This window comes from Mesorhizobium sp. A556 (assembly GCF_054489545.1).
In genome coordinates, this window is record NZ_JBTMXA010000001.1 from 231,034 (window position 1) to 253,647 (window position 22,614).

The 22,614-nt window shown below is 61.2% G+C and carries 28 protein-coding genes and 2 tRNA genes; 17 read left to right on the forward strand and 13 right to left on the reverse strand.

Annotation, left to right across the window (positions count from 1 at the left end; genetic code table 11):
- A complete protein-coding gene (locus ACX3P0_RS01110; protein WP_459085973.1) occupies positions 1-768 on the forward strand; it encodes a ribonuclease T2 family protein in 768 nt (255 codons plus the stop codon).
- Between the two features lie 85 nt (positions 769-853).
- Positions 854-1,450: a glutathione S-transferase gene (locus ACX3P0_RS01115; RefSeq protein ID WP_459085975.1), complete on the forward strand. Its 597-nt coding sequence runs from the start codon at positions 854-856 to the stop codon at positions 1,448-1,450.
- A gap of 104 nt (positions 1,451-1,554) precedes the next feature.
- Here ACX3P0_RS01115 and ACX3P0_RS01120 read toward each other — a convergent pair whose 3' ends face one another.
- From ACX3P0_RS01120 to ACX3P0_RS01130, 3 genes are all read right to left on the reverse strand, one after another.
- On the reverse strand, positions 1,555-2,214 hold the full coding sequence (locus tag ACX3P0_RS01120) for an outer membrane protein (protein WP_459085976.1): 660 nt from the start codon (positions 2,212-2,214) through the stop codon (positions 1,555-1,557).
- A 334-nt stretch (positions 2,215-2,548) separates the two neighbouring features.
- Positions 2,549-2,911 carry a dihydroneopterin aldolase gene (locus ACX3P0_RS01125; protein WP_459079628.1) on the reverse strand — a complete coding sequence of 121 codons (363 nt, stop codon included), beginning with the start codon at positions 2,909-2,911 and terminating at the stop codon, positions 2,549-2,551.
- 2 nt (positions 2,912-2,913) lie between these two features.
- Positions 2,914-3,672, reverse strand: a complete 759-nt coding sequence (locus tag ACX3P0_RS01130) for an SDR family NAD(P)-dependent oxidoreductase (protein ID WP_459085978.1) — start codon at positions 3,670-3,672, stop codon at positions 2,914-2,916.
- Between the two features lie 269 nt (positions 3,673-3,941).
- Here ACX3P0_RS01130 and ACX3P0_RS01135 point away from each other — a divergent pair, with 269 nt between their 5' ends.
- The 6 genes from ACX3P0_RS01135 to ACX3P0_RS01160 all read left to right on the forward strand — a co-directional run bounded on the left by ACX3P0_RS01135 (position 3,942) and on the right by ACX3P0_RS01160 (position 8,501).
- A complete protein-coding gene (locus tag ACX3P0_RS01135; RefSeq protein WP_459085980.1) occupies positions 3,942-4,091 on the forward strand; it encodes a hypothetical protein in 150 nt (49 codons plus the stop codon).
- Entirely contained in the window at positions 4,091-6,148 is a 2,058-nt protein-coding gene (gene uvrC, locus ACX3P0_RS01140) for an excinuclease ABC subunit UvrC (protein ID WP_459085982.1), read from the forward strand. Before ACX3P0_RS01135 ends, uvrC begins: the two co-directional genes overlap by 1 nt.
- Before the next feature lie 160 nt (positions 6,149-6,308).
- Positions 6,309-6,905 (forward strand): CDP-diacylglycerol--glycerol-3-phosphate 3-phosphatidyltransferase, encoded by a 597-nt coding sequence (gene pgsA / locus ACX3P0_RS01145; protein ID WP_459085984.1) that lies wholly within the window; start codon positions 6,309-6,311, stop codon positions 6,903-6,905.
- Positions 6,906-6,913: 8 nt separating this feature from the next.
- Positions 6,914-7,165, forward strand: coding sequence for a molybdopterin converting factor subunit 1 (gene moaD, locus ACX3P0_RS01150; RefSeq protein ID WP_459085986.1), 252 nt, complete (start codon positions 6,914-6,916; stop codon positions 7,163-7,165).
- A gap of 1 nt (position 7,166) precedes the next feature.
- A complete protein-coding gene (locus ACX3P0_RS01155) occupies positions 7,167-7,637 on the forward strand; it encodes a molybdenum cofactor biosynthesis protein MoaE (RefSeq protein WP_459086840.1) in 471 nt (156 codons plus the stop codon).
- A gap of 96 nt (positions 7,638-7,733) precedes the next feature.
- Complete coding sequence (locus ACX3P0_RS01160) at positions 7,734-8,501, forward strand: YbaY family lipoprotein (RefSeq protein ID WP_459085987.1); 768 nt, start codon at positions 7,734-7,736, stop codon at positions 8,499-8,501.
- Positions 8,502-8,594: 93 nt separating this feature from the next.
- Here the strand turns inward: ACX3P0_RS01160 and ndk are convergent, their stop codons facing one another.
- A complete protein-coding gene (gene ndk / locus ACX3P0_RS01165) occupies positions 8,595-9,017 on the reverse strand; it encodes a nucleoside-diphosphate kinase (protein WP_459085989.1) in 423 nt (140 codons plus the stop codon).
- A gap of 121 nt (positions 9,018-9,138) precedes the next feature.
- Between ndk and ACX3P0_RS01170 the strand changes: the two genes are divergently transcribed.
- From ACX3P0_RS01170 to ACX3P0_RS01180, 3 genes are read left to right on the forward strand one after another with little or no spacing between them, the layout of a single operon-like run.
- Complete coding sequence (locus ACX3P0_RS01170; protein ID WP_459085991.1) at positions 9,139-9,651, forward strand: DinB family protein; 513 nt, start codon at positions 9,139-9,141, stop codon at positions 9,649-9,651.
- A gap of 40 nt (positions 9,652-9,691) precedes the next feature.
- The gene (locus tag ACX3P0_RS01175) at positions 9,692-11,569 is read left to right on the forward strand and encodes an ABC-F family ATP-binding cassette domain-containing protein (RefSeq protein WP_459085992.1); all 1,878 of its coding nucleotides are present in this window, start codon (positions 9,692-9,694) and stop codon (positions 11,567-11,569) included.
- Positions 11,570-11,620: 51 nt separating this feature from the next.
- The gene (locus tag ACX3P0_RS01180) at positions 11,621-13,735 is read left to right on the forward strand and encodes a molybdopterin oxidoreductase family protein (RefSeq protein WP_459085994.1); all 2,115 of its coding nucleotides are present in this window, start codon (positions 11,621-11,623) and stop codon (positions 13,733-13,735) included.
- A gap of 3 nt (positions 13,736-13,738) precedes the next feature.
- Here the strand turns inward: ACX3P0_RS01180 and purN are convergent, their stop codons facing one another.
- On the reverse strand, positions 13,739-14,455 hold the full coding sequence (purN, locus tag ACX3P0_RS01185; protein ID WP_459085995.1) for a phosphoribosylglycinamide formyltransferase: 717 nt from the start codon (positions 14,453-14,455) through the stop codon (positions 13,739-13,741).
- Positions 14,452-15,516, reverse strand: coding sequence for a phosphoribosylformylglycinamidine cyclo-ligase (gene purM / locus ACX3P0_RS01190; RefSeq protein WP_459085997.1), 1,065 nt, complete (start codon positions 15,514-15,516; stop codon positions 14,452-14,454). Before purM ends, purN begins: the two co-directional genes overlap by 4 nt.
- A 166-nt stretch (positions 15,517-15,682) precedes the next feature.
- On the opposite strand from purM, the gene ACX3P0_RS01195 reads away from it, so the two are divergent.
- The 3 genes from ACX3P0_RS01195 to hdaA are packed head-to-tail and all read left to right on the forward strand — an operon-like array spanning position 15,683 to position 18,082.
- The gene (locus tag ACX3P0_RS01195) at positions 15,683-16,240 is read left to right on the forward strand and encodes a CDP-alcohol phosphatidyltransferase family protein (protein WP_459079640.1); all 558 of its coding nucleotides are present in this window, start codon (positions 15,683-15,685) and stop codon (positions 16,238-16,240) included.
- A complete protein-coding gene (locus ACX3P0_RS01200) occupies positions 16,212-17,384 on the forward strand; it encodes an AI-2E family transporter (protein ID WP_459079641.1) in 1,173 nt (390 codons plus the stop codon). Before ACX3P0_RS01195 ends, ACX3P0_RS01200 begins: the two co-directional genes overlap by 29 nt.
- On the forward strand, positions 17,384-18,082 hold the full coding sequence (gene hdaA / locus ACX3P0_RS01205; RefSeq protein WP_459079654.1) for a DnaA regulatory inactivator HdaA: 699 nt from the start codon (positions 17,384-17,386) through the stop codon (positions 18,080-18,082). The genes ACX3P0_RS01200 and hdaA overlap by 1 nt, the downstream gene beginning before the upstream one ends.
- Positions 18,083-18,136: 54 nt before the next feature.
- Here hdaA and ACX3P0_RS01210 read toward each other — a convergent pair.
- Positions 18,137-18,213, reverse strand: a tRNA-Pro gene (locus ACX3P0_RS01210).
- 138 nt (positions 18,214-18,351) lie between these two features.
- Between ACX3P0_RS01210 and ACX3P0_RS01215 the strand changes: the two genes are divergently transcribed.
- The gene (locus tag ACX3P0_RS01215) at positions 18,352-18,657 is read left to right on the forward strand and encodes an ETC complex I subunit (protein WP_459085999.1); all 306 of its coding nucleotides are present in this window, start codon (positions 18,352-18,354) and stop codon (positions 18,655-18,657) included.
- Between the two features lie 58 nt (positions 18,658-18,715).
- Positions 18,716-18,792 (forward strand) — tRNA-Arg (locus tag ACX3P0_RS01220).
- A gap of 70 nt (positions 18,793-18,862) precedes the next feature.
- Here ACX3P0_RS01220 and ACX3P0_RS01225 read toward each other — a convergent pair.
- From ACX3P0_RS01225 to ACX3P0_RS01245, 5 genes are all read right to left on the reverse strand, one after another.
- Positions 18,863-19,213, reverse strand: coding sequence for a hypothetical protein (locus ACX3P0_RS01225; protein ID WP_459086001.1), 351 nt, complete (start codon positions 19,211-19,213; stop codon positions 18,863-18,865).
- Positions 19,213-19,878 carry a hypothetical protein gene (locus tag ACX3P0_RS01230; RefSeq protein WP_459086003.1) on the reverse strand — a complete coding sequence of 222 codons (666 nt, stop codon included), beginning with the start codon at positions 19,876-19,878 and terminating at the stop codon, positions 19,213-19,215. The genes ACX3P0_RS01225 and ACX3P0_RS01230 overlap by 1 nt, the downstream gene beginning before the upstream one ends.
- 45 nt (positions 19,879-19,923) lie before the next feature.
- Positions 19,924-20,103, reverse strand: a complete 180-nt coding sequence (locus ACX3P0_RS01235) for a hypothetical protein (protein ID WP_459086005.1) — start codon at positions 20,101-20,103, stop codon at positions 19,924-19,926.
- A 111-nt stretch (positions 20,104-20,214) separates the two neighbouring features.
- Complete coding sequence (locus ACX3P0_RS01240) at positions 20,215-20,610, reverse strand: BA14K family protein (protein WP_459086841.1); 396 nt, start codon at positions 20,608-20,610, stop codon at positions 20,215-20,217.
- A gap of 932 nt (positions 20,611-21,542) precedes the next feature.
- On the reverse strand, positions 21,543-21,761 hold the full coding sequence (locus ACX3P0_RS01245; protein ID WP_459086006.1) for a hypothetical protein: 219 nt from the start codon (positions 21,759-21,761) through the stop codon (positions 21,543-21,545).
- Between the two features lie 166 nt (positions 21,762-21,927).
- On the opposite strand from ACX3P0_RS01245, the gene ACX3P0_RS01250 reads away from it, so the two are divergent.
- Entirely contained in the window at positions 21,928-22,092 is a 165-nt protein-coding gene (locus ACX3P0_RS01250; protein WP_459086008.1) for a hypothetical protein, read from the forward strand.
- A gap of 36 nt (positions 22,093-22,128) precedes the next feature.
- On the opposite strand, the gene ACX3P0_RS01255 is transcribed toward ACX3P0_RS01250, so the two are convergent.
- Entirely contained in the window at positions 22,129-22,323 is a 195-nt protein-coding gene (locus ACX3P0_RS01255) for a hypothetical protein (RefSeq protein ID WP_459086009.1), read from the reverse strand.
- Positions 22,324-22,614 lie beyond the last annotated feature (291 nt).

A 22,614-nucleotide genomic window follows, 5' to 3' on the forward strand; every position in this document is an offset into this window, starting at 1 on the left:
ATGGCCGGGCGAGGCCGGAAATTATTGTCGGCCGCGCTGGCGTTGGCCGTGTTAGGCTTGGCGGCGTGCGCACCGGCCGGCAACGACGCAAACGAGAGTGAAGTTGCGAAGGGCGCTTCGGCGCAAACCGACGCAGCCACGGTTCAGGGGAATGAAGCAACCTCTCCGCGCAAAAAGCCCGGTGTGCCGCAAGGTACCGGTTTTGATTTCTATGTTTTGTCGCTGTCCTGGTCGCCCAGTTATTGCGAGGCGGAAGGCGGCGACGCCAACCGGCAGCAATGCGGGTCCGGGCGTCCCTATGCCTTCGTCGTGCATGGGCTTTGGCCGCAATACGAGCGCGGCTATCCGCAAAAATGCGGGACGGACGAGCCGAAAATTACCAGTCAGACCCTGCGTGCGCTTTATGACCTGATGCCGTCGGCAGGCTTGATCCGGCATGAATGGCAAAAGCATGGAAGCTGCACAGGGCTGAGCCAGAGCGATTATTTCGACGTGCTTCGCGCCGCGCGCGAGAAAGTTGCCGTGCCTGCCGAGTTTCGACGGCTGGATGCCTACCGCACGCTCTCGCCGGAAGACGCGGAAGTGGCGTTCCTTCGCGCCAATGCCGGGTTGCCGCCCGATGGCATAGCCGTTACCTGCGACAGGCGCTTTTTGCGCGAGGTGCGAATCTGCATGACCAAGGATCTCGATTTTCGCGCCTGCGACGAGGTAGATCGGCGCTCTTGCCACAAGGCCAAGGTGGTGATGCCGCCCGTGCGCGGTGGATAATTTTCATGGCCGGACACTATCGCGTATCGTACGGACAAGCTCATCTTGCAATAACAGGCCCATTTCACAATAACAGGAACGTCACATGCCCAAGCTGCTTTATGCCTCCGCTTCGCCTTACAGCGCCAAGGTGCGCATGGCGGCCGCCTATGCCGGGATCGCCATCGATGCCGTGCCGGTCAAGACCAGCGAGCAGCCCGCGCAATTGATCGACGCCAATCCGCTGGGCAAGATCCCGACGCTGTTGCTGGACGATGGCCGCAGCCTGTTCGACAGCCGCGCCATTACGCAGTACCTCAACCGCAGTTCGAAAAACGCGCTGTTCCCGCGCAATCCGGACAAGCGCATCGACGCCGAGGTGCTTGAAGCGCTGGCCGATGGCATTTGCGACTGCGCCCTGTCGATCATCTACGAGCGCCGGCTTCGGCCTGAAGAAATGGTTTTCCAGCCATGGCTGGATGCGCAATGGACCAAGATTTCGGCCAGCCTCGACATGCTGAACGCCAATCCGCCAAAGCTGCCGAAGAAGATAACGGTTGGGCAGATCGCGCTGCGCGCCTGCCTGGCCTATATGGGCCTGCGCTTTGCCGGCGAGTGGGAAAAGGGCCGCAGCCGCCTGACACGCTGGGCCGTGCGGTTCGACGAGAAATTCCCCGAACTGAAGCCGTTCCTGCCTGCGTAGGGCGGAAGGCCAGTTCAACACTTCGGCCCGATGCTCTAATTGACCGCAATGAAAAAGGCCGGGCTTTTCAGCCCGGCCTTTCGTCTCCAAGTGGAGCGCTTGGCTTAGAACTTCATACCAACGCCGAAGGTGATGCGGTTGTCACGCGAATCGACGCTACGCGTGCCGAACTGCGGCGTGGTGAAGTCCTTGCTGCCGTAATCGGTGTAACGATATTCGACACGGCCGAAGACATTGTCCGTCAGCTTGATGTCGGTACCGACGCCGGCCGTCCAGCCAACCATCGTGTTCTTGTCGCTGCCGAGGGCATCCGATACCTTCAGGCTCTGGGCCGCGCCGCCGGCCGTGCCGTAGAGCAGGATTTCAGGCGTTACGGCATAACCGAGACGGGCGCGAAGTGAACCCTCGAGGCCCGATTTGGATTCCGTCAGCGCGTCGTTACCCTTGACGCCATTGTAGCCGACTTCACCTTCGGCACCGAACACGAAGTTATCCATCTGCCAGTTGTAGCCGACGAAACCGCTGCCGACGAAGCCGTCGGTCTTGTAGCTGTCGCCGCCGTCATCGGTGCGGCCGCTGAAGCCGTAGCCGAGGTTGATACCGGCATAGGGACCGGCCCACGAGGCAATCGGCAGTTCGGCGATGGGCATCGGTGCCGGCGGCTCTTCCGAGACGACGTCTGCTGCAAAAGCAGGAACGCCGGCAAAGGCGATGAGCCCAAGGGCCGCCGCGAGCGGCCGCGCAAATTTGAGATTAGCTTTCATATTGGTAACTCCTTGAGCCACGTACACAGGCTTTTTGACGTGAGCGCCCCCACTCGTCCGGGAGGAGAAACGGGCTGGCCGCTCATCGGTTCCAAATGTCGTGCTGAAATGCGGCTGAAGCGAACCTGAAAACAGGTCATTGCTAGGCGCCAATAAGGCAGAAATCGGGCGTTGCCGATTGGCAACAGAAAACGGGTCAAACCCTTAGGATGCACCGGATACAGGCGTCATTTCGGCGAGCCTGCAAGCTGAATTTCAAGCCGATCGAGGCCCTTTGCCACAGTCTCGCCCGATTTATTGACGCTTTCTTACGCCTCGTTCGGGGCGTTAATCGCTATGCGTTGCGCCCGCAAAATCGCACTCCGACAAAAGCGCAATCGTCGAATATGTCCGGCTTTCGGGTTTCCACCACGGCTGAGGCGGCTCCGGGAAGCGAAAGAACAAAGGCAAGGACGCGCCGGGCGACCGTTTCCTGCAACTCGACGTGCCGTTCGCCGGCGATCGAGCGGATGAAGTCGCAGATCCGGTCATAGTCGAGCGTGGCGGCGATCTCATCGATGGCGAAGCCCTGGCCTTTCATCGTCGCTTCCACGCTGACGATGAGCCGCTGGGGCGCCTGTCTTTCGTGGGCATGCACCCCGATGCTGATGGACAGCTCAAGGTCGCGCACGATGACCGTTCGTTCGGTGATTTCCATCGTCAATCCACCATGAAAGCGACGTCGCGCTGCAAGCCCATCAAATGCTGTCCGCCGTCGAGCGTGATGATCGAACCGTTGAGCGATTTGGTGTCCCAGATGAATTCGACCGCGCCGCCGATTTCCTGAAGGGTAGGGCCTTCGCCAGTCAGCGTGTGACGCCAGCTTTTCTCGAAATTCTCCGGCGACTGGTCGCCGCTGAGGAGGGTGACGCTGGGCGCGATCCCGCAGACGCGGACCTTGCGCCGAAAATGCATCGCCTGCATTTCGATAGCGCCTTTGAGCGCGACTTTGGCCAGGCTGTAGCTGAAATAGTCCGGATTGAGCGAAAATACCTTGCCATCCAGCATGTGCACGAGTGTGGCTTGCGGCGAGCCGTGAAGCGCCAGGTCGCGGCCAAGGACCATCGGCGCAATCAGATTGACAGCCAGAATCCGCTGGGCGGCTTCAGGGGAGAAATCCGACGGCGTATCGAAGTCGAACTGCGAGGCGTTGCACACGACCATATCGAGGCGGCCCATGCGCTGGACGATGTCCGGAACCAGGCTGGCTACTTGCACGGCATCGCCGAGGTCGGCTTCAAACAGATGAACGGCACCGACTTTGCCGCGCAATCGGCTGGCCAGTTGCTCGGCTTCATCCCCGGACGAACGATAGTGGATGGCCAGGTCAAAACGGGGGCTAAGATGGGCGGCAATCGCCGCGCCCAACCGGCGTGCCCCGCCGGTGACAAGACATACGGGCCTTTGCTGTTCATCCATGGACAAAAGGCTCTGCTCCCTCGACGGCTCTGACGCTTGAATCATTGACACTAAAGATGGCTTCGCCCCCATTCGGTTTTCGCGAGGCATCCAGTTCGAACGCGGGCAGCGGATATGTCAGCATCGTGCGGGCCTGCGTGCCGACCGGGCTGTTGATCGCGCAAGCGGGCCTGTAATGTCGGGCAGTGAGTCTTTCCAGACCAGCGAAAGTCGTGGAAACATCCCATATATGGCGCAGTTCCCCCGGCGGTTGGTATAGGCGTTTGACCATGTACAAGTCGGTCCATCTCCAGTGCCTTGCCGACATGAAAGAAACGGAGACCATCGTGCGCTCCCTGCGGATTGACTATCGTACCTGCCCGGCAACTGCAACGAGCGGCCCGCAGCGTGGCCAGCGCTTGGCCATGGCAACAATCTGATGAACTCCGATACACCCGATAACAAGGCGCACCGACTGGGTGCCAGCGACGACGTTCCCGATATCGACCTAGAAAAGGACGATGTCGCCGCCGCCGTTGAGCCGGTCGGCTCGGACGTGGCCTTTACGGCGATAGACTGGTCGTCGTCCTATGTCGGCGATGCCGACGGCATGGTCGGGGCCGAAGTCATCCAGACGCTGGTCAAGCAACTGCCCAATGCGCCCGGCGTCTATCGCATGATGAACGCGGCGGGCGACGTGCTTTATGTCGGCAAGGCGCGCAGCCTGAAGAAGCGCGTCACCAATTACGCGCAGGGGCGGTTCCACACCAACCGCATCGGCCGCATGGTGCGCGAAACGGTGACGATGGAGTTTGTCGTCACCCGCACCGAGATCGAAGCGCTGCTGCTCGAGGCGAATCTAATCAAGCGCTTGCGGCCGCGCTTCAATGTGTTGATGCGGGACGACAAGTCGTTTCCCTATATTCTGCTCACCGGCGATCATCCGTCGCCCGGCATCTACAAGCATCGCGGCGCGCGCTCGCGCAAAGGCGATTATTTCGGCCCGTTTGCTTCTGCGGGGGCGGTTGGACGCACCATCAATTCGCTGCAGCGGGCGTTCCTGCTGCGAAGCTGCACGGATTCGTTCTACGAAAACCGCACGCGCCCCTGCCTTCTGTTTCAGATCAAACGGTGCGCAGCCCCTTGTACCGGCGAAATCTCGCATGGCGACTATGCCGGACTGGTGGCCGAGGCCAAGGATTTCCTTTCCGGGCGCAGCCAGAAGGTGAAGACGGAAATTTCGGCCGCCATGCAGGAAGCGTCGGACGCACTCGATTTCGAGCGCGCCGCCATCTATCGCGACCGGCTGGCGGCGCTGTCGCATGTGCAAAGCCACCAGGGCATCAACCCGCATACGGTCGATGAGGCCGACGTATTCGCCATCCACCAGGAAGGCGGGCAGGTGGGCATCCAGGTGTTCTTCTTCCGCACCGGCCAGAACTGGGGCAACCGCGCCTATTTTCCAAAGGCCGATCCCGCGATGGAGGCGTCCGAGGTGCTGGGCTCGTTCATCGCGCAGTTTTACGACGACAAGCCGGCGCCGCGGATGGTCCTGCTTTCGCAGGAAGTTGCCGAACAGGCGTTGCTGGCCGAAGCGCTGTCGACCCGCGCGGGCCGCAAAGTCACTGTTTCCGTGCCGCAACGCGGCGAGAAAAAGGAACTGACCGACAATGCGCTGCAAAACGCGCGCGAGGCACTCGGCCGCCGGCTGGCCGAGACCTCGACGCAGACCCGCCTGCTTGCCGGTTTCGCGGAGACGTTTGGCCTGGAGCGGCCTCCGGTGCGCATAGAGGTCTACGACAATTCCCACATCATGGGCACCAATGCCGTCGGTGCGATGATCGTCGCAGGGCCGGAAGGCTTCGTGAAAAACCAGTACCGGAAGTTCAACATTCGTTCGACCGAGATCACCCCCGGCGACGATTTCGGCATGATGCGCGAGGTGATGGAGCGTCGCTTTTCGCGGCTCCTCAAGGAGCATGGCGATGTGGCTCCGGATGCAGTGGCAGGCGATGACGAAACGGCCGGGGATACGGGGTTCCCGGCGTGGCCCGATGTGATCCTGATCGACGGCGGGCAGGGCCAGATGACGGCGGTGCGGCAAATCCTGTCGGACCTCGGCATCGAAGACCGCATCGTTGCCATCGGCGTTGCCAAGGGGCAGGATCGTGAGGCCGGCCGCGAGCGGTTTTTCGTGCGCGGCAAACCCTCATTTTCGCTGCCGGTGCGCGATCCCGTGCTTTATTTCGTCCAGCGCCTGCGCGACGAGGCGCATCGCTTTGCCATCGGCACGCATCGCGCCCGCCGCAAGAAGGAACTGGTAAAAAACCCGCTCGACGAGATCAGCGGCATCGGGCCGGGCCGCAAGCGCGCTCTGCTCATGCATTTCGGCACCGCCAAGGCGGTCAGCCGGGCGGCAATCGAAGATTTGATGGTGGTTGAGGGCATTTCCGAGCGGATAGCAAAGCTCGTCTATAATCATTTCCATGAAAATTGAGGGCTGTTCATAAAACGGGCGGCATTTCCGCCGATGCCGATGGCGTTTTCGTGGGAGCCGCCCGATTGGAGCCGATTTAAACTGGCCGATCGATTTTCATCTGTTGACCCCTGCCGCCGCCTTCTGATTTGAGTACCGTGACAGAAAGAGTTTTGAAGACATGGCCAAGCCCGCATTCAATCTGCCCAACATGCTCACCTATGCCCGCATCGTCGCGGTGCCACTGGTGGTGGTGTGCTTTTTCATGGAAGGCCATTTGAAGTCGAGCGATTTCGCGCGCTGGTCGGCGCTGGCCATTTTCGTTATCGCAAGCATCACCGATTATCTCGACGGTTATCTGGCACGCGCTTGGAAGCAGACCTCGAATATCGGCCGGATGCTCGATCCGATTGCCGACAAGCTGCTGGTGTCCACCTGCCTGCTGTTGCTCGCGGCCGACACCGACCGCCATGCCGGCATCGCCGGCTGGTCGCTATGGGCGGCGATCATCATCCTGTGCCGCGAAATCCTGGTATCGGGCCTGCGTGAATATCTGGCCGCGTTGAAGGTCAGCGTGCCGGTGACGCAATTGGCCAAGTGGAAGACCGCCATCCAGATGGTCTCCATCGCTTTTCTTCTCGCGGGCCCTGCCGGCGACAAGATATTCCCCTACACCACGCAGACGGGTCTCGTGCTTTTGTGGGTGGCGGCTCTGGTCACGCTCTATACGGGCTATGATTATTTCCGGGCCGGCCTCAAGCACATCATCGACGAGTAGGTTTTGCGGTGAAACTCATCTATTTCGCATGGGTGCGCGAGCGGATCGGCAAGCCGGAAGAAGAAGTCGAACTGCCGAATGACATCGAAACCGTCGCCGATCTGTTGCGCTGGCTGAAAACGCGCGGCGAGGAATATGAAAACGCGCTGCAGTATCCAGACGTGATCCGCGTGGCGATCGACCAGGAGCATGTCGACCACCGCGAAAGAATCGCGGGCGCGCGCGAAATCGCGCTGTTCCCGCCGATGACCGGTGGCTGAGATGCCGGGCGCGGTCGTGCCGACGGTGCGTATCCAGGCGGAGGATTTCGAAATTACCGCCGAGATCGCCAGGCTGACTGCCGGGCGGACAGATGTCGGCGCCATCGTTACCTTCTCCGGCCTATGCCGCGACGAGGCGGGCGCGCTTGTCGCGCTGGAACTCGAACATTATCCGGGCATGGCCCATGCCGAAATCAGCCGTATCGCCAATGAAGCGATTGAGCGCTGGGCATTGCAGGGGCTTACCGCCATTCATCGCTATGGGAAGATCAAGCCCGGCGAGAACATCGTGCTGGTGGTGGCGGCGTCTTCGCATCGGCATGCGGCATTCGAGGCCGCCAGCTTCCTCATGGATTTCCTCAAGTCGCGCGCGCCTTTCTGGAAGAAGGAGCACCGCGTCGATGGGTCCGAAGGCGGCTGGGTGGACGCCAAGGAATCCGACGAGCAGGCCGCAGCCCGCTGGAAGCGTTAATCGATATTTACTTCAAACCCGAAGAATGCCCAGCGGCCGCCATGGATTGTCCTTATTCCTTGGGTCAAGTCGGCCCCGAAAAGGAGCTGATAATCCATGCTGGACAGGATCGCTGAACTCTTCATTTTCGGGTTTACGCCGCTTGTCATCGGCATGCTTGCCGTGCCGGGCGTTTCTGGTGCAACCGAGCAAGTCGTGCGCGGCGAAGTGCTGTATCGCGAGCGGATCGCGCTGCCGCCGAACGCGGTGCTTTCGGTGCAGCTTGCCGATGTTTCGCGAGCCGATGCGCCTGCCGCCATCCTTGGCGAGCAGAAGATCGTTCCAGCAGGCCAGGTGCCGATCAAATTCGAGATCAAGTTCGATCCGTCCGTCATCCAGACCAATATGAGCTACGCTTTGCAGGCGCGCATTACCGTTGATGACAAGCTCTGGTTCATCACCGATACGCGCCATCAGGTCGACCCGCTGTCGCGGGAGGCGCAGACCGTGATGGTCAGGAAAGTGGCGCAGCAGGACGAACCTACGACAGCGCAGACGATTTACGGCAAGGATTGGGTGGCCGAACTGGTGGACGGGGTAGAGAAATTGCCCGAGCGCCGTGCCACCTTCCGTATCGAGCAGACCGGCGCGATCACCGGCAAGGGCTTTTGCAACGGCTATTTCGCCAGCGCCAGGATCGACGCTTCGTCCCTGGTCATCGGCCAGGCCGGCTCGACCCAGATGGCCTGCGAGCCGGAACTGATGGCGGCCGACGCGGCGCTGTTCGAAGCCTTTGCCAAGGCGGGGTCCTACAATGCCGATGCCGACGGGCTGGTCATTGCCGATAAGGACGGTCGCGCCGTCCTGCGGTTCAAGGCGCCCTGAAACTCCCTTATCGAGAACAAAAAAGCCGGGGCAGTACACCCCGGCTTTTTTGTTTTGGAACAGGCGGTTACGCCTGAAGCGTCAGATGTAGATTCAGCCGACGACCTCGGTGTCCGAGAACCAGTATTTGATCTCTTCGGCAGCGGTTTCGGGAGCATCCGAGCCGTGCACCGAGTTCTCGCCGATCGACAGGGCATGAACCTTGCGGATGGTGCCTTCGTCGGCGTTGGCCGGGTTGGTGGCGCCCATCACTTCGCGGTTCTTGGCAATGGCGTTTTCGCCTTCCAGAACCTGCACGATTGTCGGAGCGGACGACATGAACTCCACCAGTTCGCCGAAGAAGGGGCGTTCCTTGTGGACGGCGTAAAAGCCTTCGGCCTCGCGGCGGCTCATCCACACGCGACGCGATGCGACGACGCGCAGGCCGGCATCTTCCAGCATCTTGGTGATGGCGCCGGTGAGGTTGCGCCGGGTAGCGTCCGGCTTGATCATAGAAAAGGTGCGTTCGAGCGCCATGGGAAGTCCTTCTGGATTGGATATTGGTGGGTGGCGGCTCTATACAAGCGTGCCGGCCCATTGCCAAGGGCCCGGCTCAGGGGGCCAGTTCAGGCCGTCGACACGGGGGACGCTTTTGCCGATGAAACGCCATTTCATGATGTTTGCGGCCTACAACCAGTGGGCCAATAGCAGAATCTACGATGCCGCCGCCGATCTCAATGACGAAGAGTTCAGCCGTGACACGGGCGCGTTCTTCGGTTCGATGATGGGAACCTTGAACCATGTTCTGACGGCCGACCGCATCTGGATGAAACGTTTTACCGGCGAGGGCGACGCGCCGGCAAAGCTGGACGCCATTCTCCACCGCGCTTTTTCCGTTCTCAGGATGGCGCGCGAAGCGGAAGATCGGCGAATCGTGGAGTGGGTCGAAACGTTGGACGACAAGGCGCTGTCCGGCCGCTTCACCTATATGACAGCGACCGACATGCGCACTATTTCGCAGCGACTTTCGCCGGCGCTTGGGCATTTCTTCAACCATCATACCCACCATCGCGGGCAGGCGCATATGATCCTGACGGTGCTCGGCAGGCCGTCCGTGTCGCTCGACCTCAGCTATTTCCAGAGGACGGAAGAAGGCAGAGCGTACGCGTGAGGGCTTGCGGTCGGGCAGCGTCCCGTGCAAAAGCCCCGCCATGCTGACCATCAACGATCTTTCGCTCCGTATCGCCGGGCGCCTGCTTCTCGACCATGCCTCGCTAACGCTGCCTGCGGGCGCGAAGGCGGGGCTTGTCGGCCGCAACGGCACCGGCAAGACCACGCTGTTCAAGGCCATCACCGGCGACCTGTCGTCCGAGACCGGCTCTGTCAGCATCCCGAAGCAGACTCGCATCGGCCAGGTGGCGCAGGAAGCGCCCGGCACGGAGGAGCCGCTGATCGAGATCGTGCTGAAGGCCGATGTCGAACGCACAGCACTTCTGGAAGAGGAAAAGACGGCGACCGATCCCAACCGGATCGCCGATATCCACATGCGGCTTGCCGATATCGATGCACATTCGGCCGAATCGCGCGCGGCCACCATTCTGGCCGGCCTCGGCTTTGACGACGAGGCGCAGCGGCGGCCGGCGTCGTCGTTTTCGGGCGGCTGGCGCATGCGCGTGGCGCTTGCCGCAGTCCTGTTTTCCGAGCCGGACCTGTTGCTGCTGGACGAGCCGACCAACTATCTCGACCTTGAAGGCACGCTGTGGCTGGAGAATTATGTCGCGAAATATCCGCATACCGTGCTGCTCATCTCGCATGACCGCGACCTGTTGAACCGTGCCGTCAATTCCATCGTCCATCTCGACCAGCAGAAGCTGACGTTCTGGCGCGGCGGCTACGACCAGTTCGAGCGGCAATTGACCGAGCAGCGGGAGTTGCAGGAAAAGGGCCGCGTCAAGCAGGACATGGCGCGCAAGCATCTGCAGGCCTTTGTCGACCGTTTCCGCGCCAAGGCCTCAAAAGCCCGGCAGGCGCAGTCGCGCATCAAGGCGCTGGAGAAGATGAAGCCGATTTCGGCGCTGGTGGACGACCATGTGCGGCCGTTTCACTTCCCCGAGCCGGTCAAGACCGTGGCGTCGCCGATCATCGCGCTGGAAAAGGTCGATGTCGGTTACAAGGCGGGCGAGCCGATCCTGAAGAAAATGACGCTGCGCATCGACGCGGACGACCGCATCGCGCTTTTGGGCGCAAACGGCAACGGCAAGTCGACATTCGCCAAGATGCTTGCCGGCCGGCTGAAGGCCGAAACCGGCACGGTGACGGTCGCACCCGGCCTGAAAGTGGCGATTTTCGCGCAGCATCAGATGGACGATCTGCGGCCGGAGGAAAACGCCTACGAACACGTGCGGCGGATGATGCCGGAAGCGCCCGAATCGAAGGTTCGCGGCAAGGTCGCCCAGTTCGGCCTGACCACCGAGAAGATGAACACGCCCGCCAAGGATCTGTCGGGCGGCGAAAAGGCGCGGCTTCTGATGGGGTTGGCGGCGTTTGACGGGCCGAACCTATTCATCCTCGACGAGCCGACCAACCACCTCGACATCGATAGCCGCGAATCGCTGATCCATGCGCTCAACGAGTTTCCCGGCGCGGTGATCCTGATCTCGCACGACCGGCATTTGCTGGAGGCGACGGCCGACCGGCTGTGGCTGGTCAAGGACGGCGCGGTCCACCCGTATGACGGCGATCTGGAGGACTACAAAACGCTGGTAACGGGCGTTTCCGGCGATCGCCGGGGCAAGCGCGAGGCGGACAAGGCGTCCAAGGCCGACCGCCGCCGCGAGGCCGCCGCGCGCCGGGCCGCACTGGAGCCGCTGGCCAAGGAAATCCGCGCCACCGAAGCGCTGATGGACCGGCTGCGCAAGCGCTCCGACACCATCGAGGACGAACTGGCCGACCCGGCGCTCTACGAAAAGGACCCGATCAAGGCGACGCGGCTTGCCAAGGAGCGGTCCGAGCTTGCCGCGCAGGTCAAGGGTCATGAAGAGCGCTGGCTGTCCATGTCGGCTGAATATGAAGAGGGGACGGCAGAGTAGGGGGCTTTTGTGGCCCTACAAACTCTGCCTGAAACACGCTAGTTTGCGGCTATGAACCAGCACGCCCCGCTTCGCATCGGCCATTCGGCCTGCCCGCACGATTGCCCGTCCACCTGCGCGCTTGAGGTCGAACTACTCGACGAGCGGACCATCGGGCGCGTGCATGGCGCGAAGTCCAACAGCTATACGGCCGGCGTCGTCTGCGCCAAGGTCGCGCGTTACGCCGACCGCGTCCACCATCCCGACCGGTTGCTCAAGCCGCTGATCCGTTCCGGGGCCAAGGGCGAGGGCGGCTGGAAAGAGGCAAGCTGGGAGGCGGCGCTCGATCTCGTCGCCGAAAAATTTATCGGGGCGGAAGAAAAATACGGCTCGGAAACGGTGTGGCCGTATTTTTACGCCGGCACGATGGGGCTGGTGCAGCGCGACGGCATCGAGCGGCTGCGCCACGCGAAGAAATACTCGGGCTTCTTCGGCTCGATCTGCACCAATCTGGCCTGGACCGGCTGGATGATGGGCACTGGCAAGCTCGCCGGTCCGGACCCGCGCGAGATGGCGAAATCCGACTGCGTGGTGATCTGGGGCACCAATGCCGTGGTAACGCAGGTCAACGTGATGACTCACGCGATCCGCGCCCGCAAGGACCGCGGGGCCAAAATCGTCGTCATCGACGTTTACGAGAATGCGACGATGAAGCAGGCCGACATGGGCCTGATCGTCAAGCCGGGCACGGACGCGGCACTCGCCTGCGCCGTCATGCACATCCTGTTTAGGGAAGGCATGGCCGACCGCGCCTATCTCGAAAAATACACCGACGATCCGAAGGGGCTGGAAGCGCATCTGGAGATCAGGACGCCGGAATGGGCATCCGCGATCACCGGCCTGCCGGTCGCCGAGATCGAGGCGTTCGCGCGGCTGGTCGGCACGACGAAGAAGACGTTCTTTCGGCTTGGCTACGGGTTTTCGCGGCAGCGCAACGGCTCGGTCAACATGCACGCCGCGTCCTGCATCGCCGCCGTCACCGGTTGCTGGCAATATGAGGGCGGCGGGGCGTTTCATTCCAATTCGGGCGTGCTGAAATTCAACACCGACCTGCTGGAAGGTTCGCGGCTGCGCGATCCGAAAATCCGCTATCTCGACCATTCGCGCATCGGGCCGGTGCTGACGAATGCCGCGGACGCGCTTTATGGCGGGCCGCCGGTGACGGCGATGCTGATCCAGAACACCAACCCCGCCAATGTCGCGCCCGAGCAGCGGCTGGTGAAGCGCGGTTTCCTGCGCGACGATTTGTTCACCTGCGTGCACGAGCAGTTCATGACCGACACGGCCAAGCTTGCCGATGTGGTGCTGCCGGCGACGATGTTTCTGGAGCATGACGACATCTACAAGGGCGGCGGCAACCAGCATGTCACGCTTGGTCCAAAACTGATCGAGCCGCCGGAAGGACCGCGCACCAATCATTTCGTCATCGAGGAACTGGCCAAGCGGCTGGGCGTCGCCGACATGCCGGGGTTCGGCATGACCGAGCAGCAGCATATCGACGTGATGCTGGAGAAGAAGGGGCTCGGCAGTTTCGCCACCTTCAAGGAGCAGAAGTGGGCTGATTTGCAGCCGCCCTTCGAGGAGGCGCACTACATCAACGGCTTTGGTCATGCCGACGGCAAGTTCCATTTCAAACCGAACTGGACTGGGCAGAGCGCGCCGAACCGGCCGCCAAGGTCGATGGGCGTGTTCGGGCCACATCACCTGCTGCCGGAATTCCCCGACCATGTCGATCTGATCGAGGTGGCGGATGAGGCGCATCCGTTCCGGCTGGCGACCTCGCCGGCACGGAATTTCCTCAATTCGAGCTTTGCCGAGACGCCGGTTTCCATCGCCAAGGAAGTCAGGCCGCAGCTTTTGATCCATCCGCAGGACGCGGCCCTGTTCGGGCTGGCCGACGACGACCGCGTCGAGATCGGCAATATGCGTGGCGAGGTGGTGCTGCATGCAAAGCTGTTCGAAGGCGTGCGGCGCGGCGTGGTGATCGCGGAAGGCATATGGCCCAACAGCGCCCATGAGCGCGGCGAGGGCATCAACGTTCTGACCGGCTCGGATGCGCCCGCGCCTTATGGCGGTGCGCCGGTTCACGACAACAAGGTGTGGGTGCGGGCGGCGCCTGCCCAATAGGCCCTATGGCATGATCCGCGCCAGTTGTTCGAGGTCGACCGGGCCTTCTTCGAGCGGGTTTGGGGCGGTGATGAGGGTCGTGCCTTTTTCACTGTCGTCGGCAAAGCCGGAAAACACGGTGCGCCCGCCTTCCATGCGCGCTTTGCCTTGCGCCACCAGTTTCAGCGCCTGCGGGTAAAGCCGGTGCTCGGCCTTGAGCACGCGTGCGATCAGGTCGTTCTCGCGGTCACCAACGAGCACGGGGACCGCCGCCTGTGCGATGATCGGGCCGTCGTCCATCGCCGAGGTGACGAAATGCACCGTGCAGCCATGGACGCGCATGCCGGCTTCCAGCGCGCGTTTATGCGTATCCAGGCCCTTGAAGGACGGCAGCAGCGAGGGATGAATATTGATCATCCGGCCCTGCCATTTTTCCACGAATTTGGGTGTCAAAAGCCGCATATAGCCGGCCAGCACCACGATCTCGGCATTCAGCGCCGAAAGCGCCGCGTCGATGGCCGCGTCGTGGGCCTCCTTGCTTGCGTAACCGCTGCGCGGGATCGCCTGGACCGGAATGCCGCTCGCCGTTGCGATGCCGAGGCCCGCGGCGTTTTCCTTGTCGGAAAGGACGCCGACGATTTCGGCCGGATAGTCCTTGTCGCCGGCGGCCGCGATCAGCGCGGTCATGTTGGAGCCGCGCCCGGAAATCAGGATGGCGGTGCGTTTGCGCGGTGTCATCATAGGTCGATGGCGCCCCGATAAAGCACGCCGGCATCCCGGCGCGGCACGATGCGGCCGATCGGCTCGACCTTTTCGCCGGCCTCCTGCAACACGGCGGCGACCTGCGCCGCCTGACCGGACGCCACGACGATGATCATGCCGATGCCGCAGTTGAAGGTACGCATCATTTCTTCCGGCGCGACGCCGCCCGTTTTGGCGAGCCACGAGAACACCGGCGGCACGTCGATGGCGTCGAGATCGAGTTCGGCGGAAAAATCCTTGGGCAGCACGCGCGGGATGTTTTCGGGAAAACCGCCGCCGGTGATATGGGCCAGCGCCTTGATGCCATGCGTGTTGCGGATCGCCTTGAGGATCGACCTCACATAGATGCGCGTCGGCTCCAACAGGGCCTCGGCCAGCGTGAGGTCCTTTGCGAAAGGCGCGGGCGCATCCCAGGCAAGGCCGCTGGCTGCGACGATGCGGCGAACCAGCGAAAAGCCATTCGAATGAACGCCTGACGAGGCGAGGCCCAGAAGCACGTCGCCTTCGACGATGTCGTCGGTCGGCAGAAGCTGGCCGCGTTCGGCCGCGCCGACGGCGAAGCCGGCGAGATCGTAATCCTTGCCGTGATACATGCCCGGCATTTCGGCCGTCTCGCCGCCGATCAGTGCGCAGCCACCCTGCCGGCAGCCTTCTGCGATGCCACTGATGATCGCCGCGCCCTGGTCCGGGTCGAGTTTTCCGGTGGCGAAATAGTCGAGGAAGAACAGTGGCTCGGCGCCCTGCACGACGATGTCGTTGACGCACATTGCAACCAGATCGATGCCGATCGTGTCGTGCTTGCCGGCCTCGATGGCGATCTTTAGCTTGGTGCCGACGCCGTCATTTGCGGCGACCAGCACCGGGTCGACAAAGCCTGCGGCCTTGAGGTCGAAGAGGCCGCCGAAGCCGCCGATCTCGCCATCGGCTCCCGGCCGGCGCGTGGTGCGCACCAGCGGCTTGATCTTCTCGACCATGAGATTTCCGGCGTCGATATCGACGCCTGCCTGGGCGTAGGTGAGCCCGTTCTTCTTGTCGGTCATCGCCATTTTCCTGCTCGATGCGGCTCTTCGCATGAACTGCCGCGTCCCGCAAGGCAACCGACGATCCGCCCGGCGCCAAGCCCGAGAAAACCGTGGACAGCATGCCGACCCTTGCGGTGCGCCTCGATCCTGACCATGTATCGCAAGCTAACCGACGGGAGATCAGGTGACCATTCCAAACATGATCACGATCCTGCGCCTTGTGCTGGTGCCCGGCGTGGTTCTGGCCATGCTGCAGGCGCATTGGAACTGGGCCTTTGCCGGGTTTGTCGTCGCCGGTGTCTCGGATGGGGTCGACGGGTTCATCGCCCGGCATTTCAATCAGGCGTCGCGCCTTGGAGCGTATCTCGATCCGATGGCCGACAAGCTGCTTCTGGTAAGCGTTTTCGTCGTACTGGGAATTGCCGGCGAACTGCCCTTATGGCTGGTCGTCGCCGCGGTTTCGCGCGACGTACTGATCGTTTTCGCGGTGCTTTTATCCAGCGTCATGAGCCAGCCCGTGGAGATGAAACCGCTTCTGGTATCGAAGGCCAATACCGCGATGCAACTGGTGCTGGCGGCTTTGGTGTTGAGCGAACTCGCTTTCGGCGTCGATATCGGCGACTTGCGCCCTGCGCTGATAATCCTGTCCGGGCTCTTGACCGTAGGTTCGGCCGCAGCCTATCTCGTGGCTTGGCTGAGACATATGAGTGGTTATGGCGAAGGCGGCACCCCCAACGGCTGAAGATCTCGCTGCCGCCGTGGCGGCCTCGACGGCTTTTCGGCGTCAGGTAAGCTTCTGGCTGGTCGCCGCGCTTATCTTGGCGCTTTTCCTCTACATCTTCAGCGACATTCTGCTTCCCTTCGTTGCCGGCCTGGTGCTGGCCTATTTTCTCGACCCGGTTGCCGACCGCCTGCAAAGAATCGGCCTGTCGCGCGTCATGGCCACGGTGGTTATCCTCATCACCTTCATCGTCGTGCTGGTGCTTGCCTTCGTCATTCTGGTGCCGGTGCTGGCTACCCAAATGACGGACTTCGCCGGCAAACTGCCCGAGTACCTGACCCGGTTGCAAACGCTGATCACCAGCTTCGATCCGCAGTGGCTGGAGCAAAGGTTCGGCGTCGATGCGGCGAGCCTGAAGGAAGGGCTGAACTCGGTGCTGACCTCGGGCTTCGGCTTGTTGACGACGGTGTTTACGTCGATCTGGAGTTCCGGCATGGCTCTGGTGTCGATCGTCAGCCTGTTCGTGGTGACGCCGGTGGTTGCCTTCTACATGCTGCTCGACTGGGACCGCATGGTCGCGACCGTCGATAGCTGGGTGCCGCGCGATCACGTCCAGACGGTGCGGGCGATCGCAACCGATATCAATACGTCCACCGCCGGCTTCGTTCGCGGGCAAGGTACGTTGTGCCTAGTGCTTGGCGCGATGTACGCCGTGGGACTGACGCTGACGGGCCTGAATTTCGGCATCCTCATCGGCCTTTTCGCGGGCCTGATCAGCTTCATTCCCTATGTCGGTTCGCTGACGGGGCTGGTGCTGGCGGTGGGCGTCGCCTTCGTCCAGTTCTGGCCGGACTGGACCATGGTTGTTGCGGTTGCCGCGGTGTTCTTTGTCGGCCAGTTCATCGAAGGCAACATCCTGTCGCCGAAACTGGTCGGAAAAAGCGTCGGCCTGCACCCGGTCTGGCTGATGTTTTCGCTGTTCGCCTTCGGTGCGCTGTTCGGCTTCGTCGGCCTGCTGATCGCCGTGCCGGCTGCCGCCGCGGTTGCCGTCCTGGTCCGTTTTGCGATTGCCCGCTACCTCGAATCGCCGCTTTACAAGGGACACGGCGCGGAGCCTGCACCGTTGCCGGCCGCCCGGCGCAAGACGCCGCAGACGCGCGAATGATGCAGAAAACGGGAAAGCCGCGCCAGTTGCCGCTCGATCTGGGGCACGGCACCGGTTATACGCGCGACGACCTTGTCGTCTCGCGCGCCAACGAACAGGCCGTCGCTCTGGTGGATGGCTGGCCGCACTGGCCGTCGCCGGTGGTGGTGCTCGCCGGCCCGACGGGTTCGGGCAAGACGCATCTCGCCTCCATCTGGCGTGAAAGGGCGGACGCCTTGCAGGTGGACGGTCGCCGGATTGGCGACAGCGCGGGCCGGGCAGTTTCCCGCTCGGTCCTGATCGACGATATCGACGCTGCCGCCATCGACCAGGCCGCGCTTTTTCATTTGATCAACGCCGTTCGCGGGGCGGGCTCGCATCTGTTGCTGACGGCACGGCGCTTTCCCGGCGCATGGGATGTGACGCTGCCCGATCTGGCATCCCGGCTGAAGGCGGCGGCGACGGTGGAGATCCACGAGCCGGACGATTTGCTGCTCGCCGGCGTCATCACCAAGCTTTTCGCGGACCGCCAGATCGAGGTGGAGCCGCATGTCGTGCAATATCTCGCCCGCCGCATCGAACGCTCGCTGGGAACGGCCATGCGGCTGGTGGAGAAGCTGGACCGCCTGGCGCTGGAACAAAAGACGCGCATCACGCGCGCGCTCGCCGCCGACGCGGTTAGTTCCATGGATGAAGGGCAAAGTGAGTTCGATATCTGAAGGCGGTGTAGAAGCGCTCGAGGCGGCGAAGCGCAAGATGCCCTTGATGATGAATGGTCGGAGTGGAGAGATTCGAACTCCCGACCCTCTGGTCCCAAACCAGATGCGCTACCAGGCTGCGCTACACTCCGACGCCGTGTTGCCTATTGATTTCGGCGCAGCAAAGCAAGCGCAAAAACCATCGCTCTTGCCGTTGGCGTAAATGGGCGGTAAGCACCGGGCAACATATGTCGAGGCGGTGCTTCCGCCGGAGCAGCAATGAGGTTTTCATGTCCGCTCGTATTTTCAGCCCGACCAAGACGGCAATGCAGTCCGGCAAGGCCAAGACCGGCTATTGGGTATTGGAGTTTGCGCCCCAGCAGCCAAGAAAGATCGACCCCTTGATGGGGTACACCACGTCGAGCGACATGCGCAGCCAGATCAGGCTGGTCTTCGAGACGCGCGAGGAGGCGGTTGCCTATGCGGAAAAGGAAGGCCTGGCTTTCCGGGTCGAGGAACCGAAGGAGGCCAAGCGCCGCCAGATTTCCTATTCGGACAATTTTCGTTTTGACCGCAGGACGCCCTGGACCCATTGACCCAGGAAAGCCGGTCAGTTGTGGCCGGCCCATGCGCCGGCCCTGGCGGCCGGCAACCGGTCCCGTAGCTCAGTTGGATAGAGCACCGGCCTTCTAAGCCGATGGTCGCAGGTTCGAGCCCTGCCGGGATCGCCAACGATTTCAAATAGATAGTAATAATTCACGGTGGAAAGTTCCAACTGCCATACCCGGCGAGTTCCAACTTTCAATCATTATTTGTTCTCGCGCGCAGCCGTGTCCGACCCAATCGGCGGGCGGCATCGGCCTGCCTGACCGTCTCCAAATCGACCGGCTGATAGGTCTTGTGCAGCGCGTTTGAGGTTGAAATGGAGTTGGCCATTTTGGCCGCTGTCTCCGATGTCGTGGCCCCGCCAGCTTGAGCCTCGATTGCTCCTGAGCGGCGCATATCGGCCAGTGTCCGCTTATCCCCCGGAAAACACAATTCTCTGACGGCCCCGAAATCATCGGGTAGCGTGAACCGCGAGTAAATCGCCCCGCTGCGATTGCGTAAGATGGCCCCGACTTCGCATGGGAACGCGGCAAGGTAGGCGTCCATTAGCGCCAGCGAGCGCCTGCCAAGCGTTCCGATGGCAGTCCGTTCAAACCGGCGTTGATTCCGTCGATCGGTATCAATGCAGCAGACAGGTTTTCCAGCGACTTCTTGAAGCCCGTCCAACCGACGAACGGATCTTCGAAGCGGACGTCTTTTGCAGCGTCCAGCCCCATCGCGTTATCTTTGTTCGACAACCAACGCTGAATTTGCTCCTGCTGCGTAATCATACGTGTGAGCAGCGCGGTAGCATTGGTGTTGCCGGACAGCTTGCCGACTGCCGTAGCGACTGCCGTATCGTTGGTCATGTCAACGCCATCGCGCTTTAGCGCGGGGATCAGATGCTTCAGCACCCATTCGTCCGGGTCGGAGCCGAACTGTTCACGGTCGACCAGCTTGCCGTTCTTGCGGATGCCAAGCCGATCGCGCTCTTCGAGGTACTTCTTCCCGCCGGCCGAGCCGACAGCTTCAAGCACGAACGCCTTGAACATCATCGCGAGCGAGTTGCCCGCGGTATCGGCGCCCAAGTCCTGCATGTAAACGCTGGCGCGTGCGAGGAAGTCCTGCGACAGCGCAGGACCGGCCACTTTGGTCCGTCGAGCGAAATTGAAGTAGCCGGCCGGGTCAAAATCGGGGTCGACCTGTGCGGCGCGGGTGGCCGCATCGACCAACCGGACCCGCACAGTGATGGATGCTTAGGCTTTTTGCGTTTGTGGTCAATAAGCTTTTCTGGATGCTGCCACAATCAGGAACGTAGAAAGCATAGCTGCGGTGGCGACAAACGCGACGGCGAGAATGGTCTGTATAATGCCGAAGTAGACGCATCCAATGACGAAGGCCGCCAGAAACAGCACTAAGACCGGCAGAATTTTCGTACGCCCAGATATCGCAGTCATTTTATAATCTCTCCGCTCCAAAATGTAGGCTTACTCCATGTCCGGCACATCACCACTGATGAATAGAAAAGGCGGCCCGAAATCCGCCTTCTCCACGTCAATAGACCTGACTCAATATGGCGAATAGCACTGCTTCCGAGGCCCGTTGTAGGGCTGGAACGTGTTGTCCGAGGCGCGGTAACTGCGATACTGACCGTAACACCATTGAACGTGTGCGTTGCCGCGCTGCGGCTGATTGGCGATCACGCCGCCGATAGCTGCGCCCAGCCCAAACGCTGCCAAGGGATACCAGAAACCGTCCGAGTGACGGCGATAGTCGCGGCGCCGATCGCGCCGACCTGTATACCCTTTCCAGTGCCCACGCCGGTTGGCATTCGATTGATGTCTGGGGCGCTTCTTCAATCGCTTCTTGTACTGGATCGTTTGGAAGTCCGGTTGGACGCCCGACGTGGTCATCTGGTTCATAGGCACGACCGGACCCGCGACAGAGGGAGCGACGCCAGTCATCCCAAAAGCTAAGCTAACTGATCCCGCGCAAAGTGCTGATAAAAACTTTTTCAACTGTGCCTCCAAATGCTACCGAGCGAAGGGCTGCTCGGAAGAGCCAATGGGTGGACAGGTAATTCGTTCCATCCTCGCCACGGTCGAATGCGACGACGACGATCAGCTTCGGGTGCTTGGTCTGGGCAGGACGTTGTCGGACATTGAGGAGATCGTCCTTCATAAGAAGGGATTGGCCCTGCCTGGGGACGTTGGGGACAGGGGAAGGCAGGGCCGACTGCGAGGGGCTTGCAGTACGAGAACAATACAAGAACATTGGTGGGTGTCAAGCAAAACCCAGCAGTGCGCATCTGACGTCTCAACACGGAACAAAACCGCCGTATCATCGTTTGGATGACAGTCGCGCTATCCCACCCGCGATAGGGGTTCCCCCATTCCCCGACCCAATTGCCCGTCACCTTCCTCCCAGGGTGGCGGGTTTTTTGCTTTCGATGGAACTACCCGCTTGGATAGTCATTTTAGAACGATCGCGTGGACGCACGCGGAAGAGGATGTCCATCCTCGACTCCAGAGAGCCCGTCACCTGTCCCTCCGGTGGCGGGCTTTTTCTTCGTGCGCGGAACCATCAACATTATCGCCCGTTGCAGTCCATCAGCGAAGTCGCTCTCCGCTACCACCGCTTCGGTCCAGAGTGGCGCGCTTTTTGCATCTGAGGGAGTATTATCTGCGAATGGGCTCCCCGTGAGCCGGATTGGAACACTTATGGCTCAATCTGCTTCCCAACCGGACCTTACGCATTACGTGCGAATGCTCGCCGTGGAAACTGGTGCAACCGACGATCAGATCAGGGGCATTATCCAGCTGATTGGGATGAACCGGTCATCAATCGTCAGAGAAGCTCGTATCCTGCTGAAATCTCTCGGGCTAAAATAACCGTTTCAGGACTGCTTGGTGATTGTGCCGTGGTTCAGGTCGATGGACGCAGCGTCTCTGATCTGGCTGGCGAAATCATCCTGTAGCGCGCCCCACTCGCCCAGAACGACACCGCAATTGCTGCAATGAATCTCTGTGTGCTCGGCCGCGCCTTCAGGGATATCCATCTGGATTGTCCCGCAGGCCTTGCAATCGAGCGTGTGGTTGAGGCGCACTTTGGTCATTAGACCACCATGCGCTTTTCCGACAGGAATGCGAGTCATTCTGCCGCCAGCAATATGATCGCCCGCGTGTCCTGATGGATGCGCTGGAACCTGTGTTTGCCGCTTGTTTTTCCGATTTTGCGGAACCTATTTCTTTTGCCACGATTGCGGCGGATAGGAGCCCTCTATGCAGCATGTCCGCAGAACCATCGAAGACCTCCGGCGCTACATCTCGACGTGTGAAGATCACACCGATCTTGAGGAGGTCGATACACTTCTGGCCGTCGCCGTGGAGGAGGTTAGACGGAAAATTCAGCAAAAGGCAGACAAGGGCCGTCACACGGATTTGTGACCCCATGCACACGCTTATCCGAGAATTTGCCTTGGCCTACACCAAGCGTGCGGGCCCGGCCATTGGCTTTTCGTCGGGTTCTTCCGGAGTGTCTCTCTCGATAATCTGTCCGAAAACAATCACCGCCTCGTGGATAAGCTGGCGAAGTTCTTCACGGCTGACGTTGTCGAAATGATCCTGGGTGTCCATGAGATTGACCAGCAGATCGACGCCACGCTGATGCAAACGCATTGCTGCCTCCTCTTACCCAACCTCCGCAACTATCCAACCACCATCCGATATCGGATGCAATGTGAAACGGCGAAGCTATGCGCGTTGATGGATGCGCGGGCTTGTCGCGTTTCGGGAACGATATCGTATCCGCCGCGTTATATGAACAATCGCGTATCCCCCTCCACGCGATAGAGGTGTCCCATACCTCGAGACAATTGCCCGTTTCGGTTCGCCGGTGCGGGCTTTTTTGGGTTTGGAAATGGAACTTTCTGCGGGTGCGTCAGTTTCTTCGCATCGCGTTTTTCCGCC

What these genes read in the sequence shown, in the direction of transcription:
- ACX3P0_RS01110 (WP_459085973.1), top strand. Translation starts at nt 1, where the DNA reads ATGGCCGGGCGAGGCCGGAAATTATTGTCGGCCGCGCTGGCGTTGGCC.
- ACX3P0_RS01115 (WP_459085975.1), top strand. Translation starts at nt 854, where the DNA reads ATGCCCAAGCTGCTTTATGCCTCCGCTTCGCCTTACAGCGCCAAGGTG.
- ACX3P0_RS01120 (WP_459085976.1), bottom strand. Translation starts at nt 2,214, where the DNA reads ATGAAAGCTAATCTCAAATTTGCGCGGCCGCTCGCGGCGGCCCTTGGG.
- ACX3P0_RS01125 (WP_459079628.1), bottom strand. Translation starts at nt 2,911, where the DNA reads ATGGAAATCACCGAACGAACGGTCATCGTGCGCGACCTTGAGCTGTCC.
- ACX3P0_RS01130 (WP_459085978.1), bottom strand. Translation starts at nt 3,672, where the DNA reads ATGGATGAACAGCAAAGGCCCGTATGTCTTGTCACCGGCGGGGCACGC.
- ACX3P0_RS01135 (WP_459085980.1), top strand. Translation starts at nt 3,942, where the DNA reads ATGTACAAGTCGGTCCATCTCCAGTGCCTTGCCGACATGAAAGAAACG.
- uvrC (WP_459085982.1), top strand. Translation starts at nt 4,091, where the DNA reads ATGAACTCCGATACACCCGATAACAAGGCGCACCGACTGGGTGCCAGC.
- pgsA (WP_459085984.1), top strand. Translation starts at nt 6,309, where the DNA reads ATGGCCAAGCCCGCATTCAATCTGCCCAACATGCTCACCTATGCCCGC.
- ACX3P0_RS01155 (WP_459086840.1), top strand. Translation starts at nt 7,167, where the DNA reads ATGCCGGGCGCGGTCGTGCCGACGGTGCGTATCCAGGCGGAGGATTTC.
- ACX3P0_RS01160 (WP_459085987.1), top strand. Translation starts at nt 7,734, where the DNA reads ATGCTGGACAGGATCGCTGAACTCTTCATTTTCGGGTTTACGCCGCTT.
- ndk (WP_459085989.1), bottom strand. Translation starts at nt 9,017, where the DNA reads ATGGCGCTCGAACGCACCTTTTCTATGATCAAGCCGGACGCTACCCGG.
- ACX3P0_RS01170 (WP_459085991.1), top strand. Translation starts at nt 9,139, where the DNA reads ATGAAACGCCATTTCATGATGTTTGCGGCCTACAACCAGTGGGCCAAT.
- ACX3P0_RS01175 (WP_459085992.1), top strand. Translation starts at nt 9,692, where the DNA reads ATGCTGACCATCAACGATCTTTCGCTCCGTATCGCCGGGCGCCTGCTT.
- ACX3P0_RS01180 (WP_459085994.1), top strand. Translation starts at nt 11,621, where the DNA reads ATGAACCAGCACGCCCCGCTTCGCATCGGCCATTCGGCCTGCCCGCAC.
- purN (WP_459085995.1), bottom strand. Translation starts at nt 14,455, where the DNA reads ATGATGACACCGCGCAAACGCACCGCCATCCTGATTTCCGGGCGCGGC.
- purM (WP_459085997.1), bottom strand. Translation starts at nt 15,516, where the DNA reads ATGACCGACAAGAAGAACGGGCTCACCTACGCCCAGGCAGGCGTCGAT.
- ACX3P0_RS01200 (WP_459079641.1), top strand. Translation starts at nt 16,212, where the DNA reads ATGGCGAAGGCGGCACCCCCAACGGCTGAAGATCTCGCTGCCGCCGTG.
- hdaA (WP_459079654.1), top strand. Translation starts at nt 17,384, where the DNA reads ATGCAGAAAACGGGAAAGCCGCGCCAGTTGCCGCTCGATCTGGGGCAC.
- ACX3P0_RS01215 (WP_459085999.1), top strand. Translation starts at nt 18,352, where the DNA reads ATGTCCGCTCGTATTTTCAGCCCGACCAAGACGGCAATGCAGTCCGGC.
- ACX3P0_RS01225 (WP_459086001.1), bottom strand. Translation starts at nt 19,213, where the DNA reads ATGGACGCCTACCTTGCCGCGTTCCCATGCGAAGTCGGGGCCATCTTA.
- ACX3P0_RS01235 (WP_459086005.1), bottom strand. Translation starts at nt 20,103, where the DNA reads ATGACTGCGATATCTGGGCGTACGAAAATTCTGCCGGTCTTAGTGCTG.
- ACX3P0_RS01240 (WP_459086841.1), bottom strand. Translation starts at nt 20,610, where the DNA reads ATGACTGGCGTCGCTCCCTCTGTCGCGGGTCCGGTCGTGCCTATGAAC.
- ACX3P0_RS01245 (WP_459086006.1), bottom strand. Translation starts at nt 21,761, where the DNA reads ATGACCAAAGTGCGCCTCAACCACACGCTCGATTGCAAGGCCTGCGGG.
- ACX3P0_RS01250 (WP_459086008.1), top strand. Translation starts at nt 21,928, where the DNA reads ATGCAGCATGTCCGCAGAACCATCGAAGACCTCCGGCGCTACATCTCG.
- ACX3P0_RS01255 (WP_459086009.1), bottom strand. Translation starts at nt 22,323, where the DNA reads ATGCGTTTGCATCAGCGTGGCGTCGATCTGCTGGTCAATCTCATGGAC.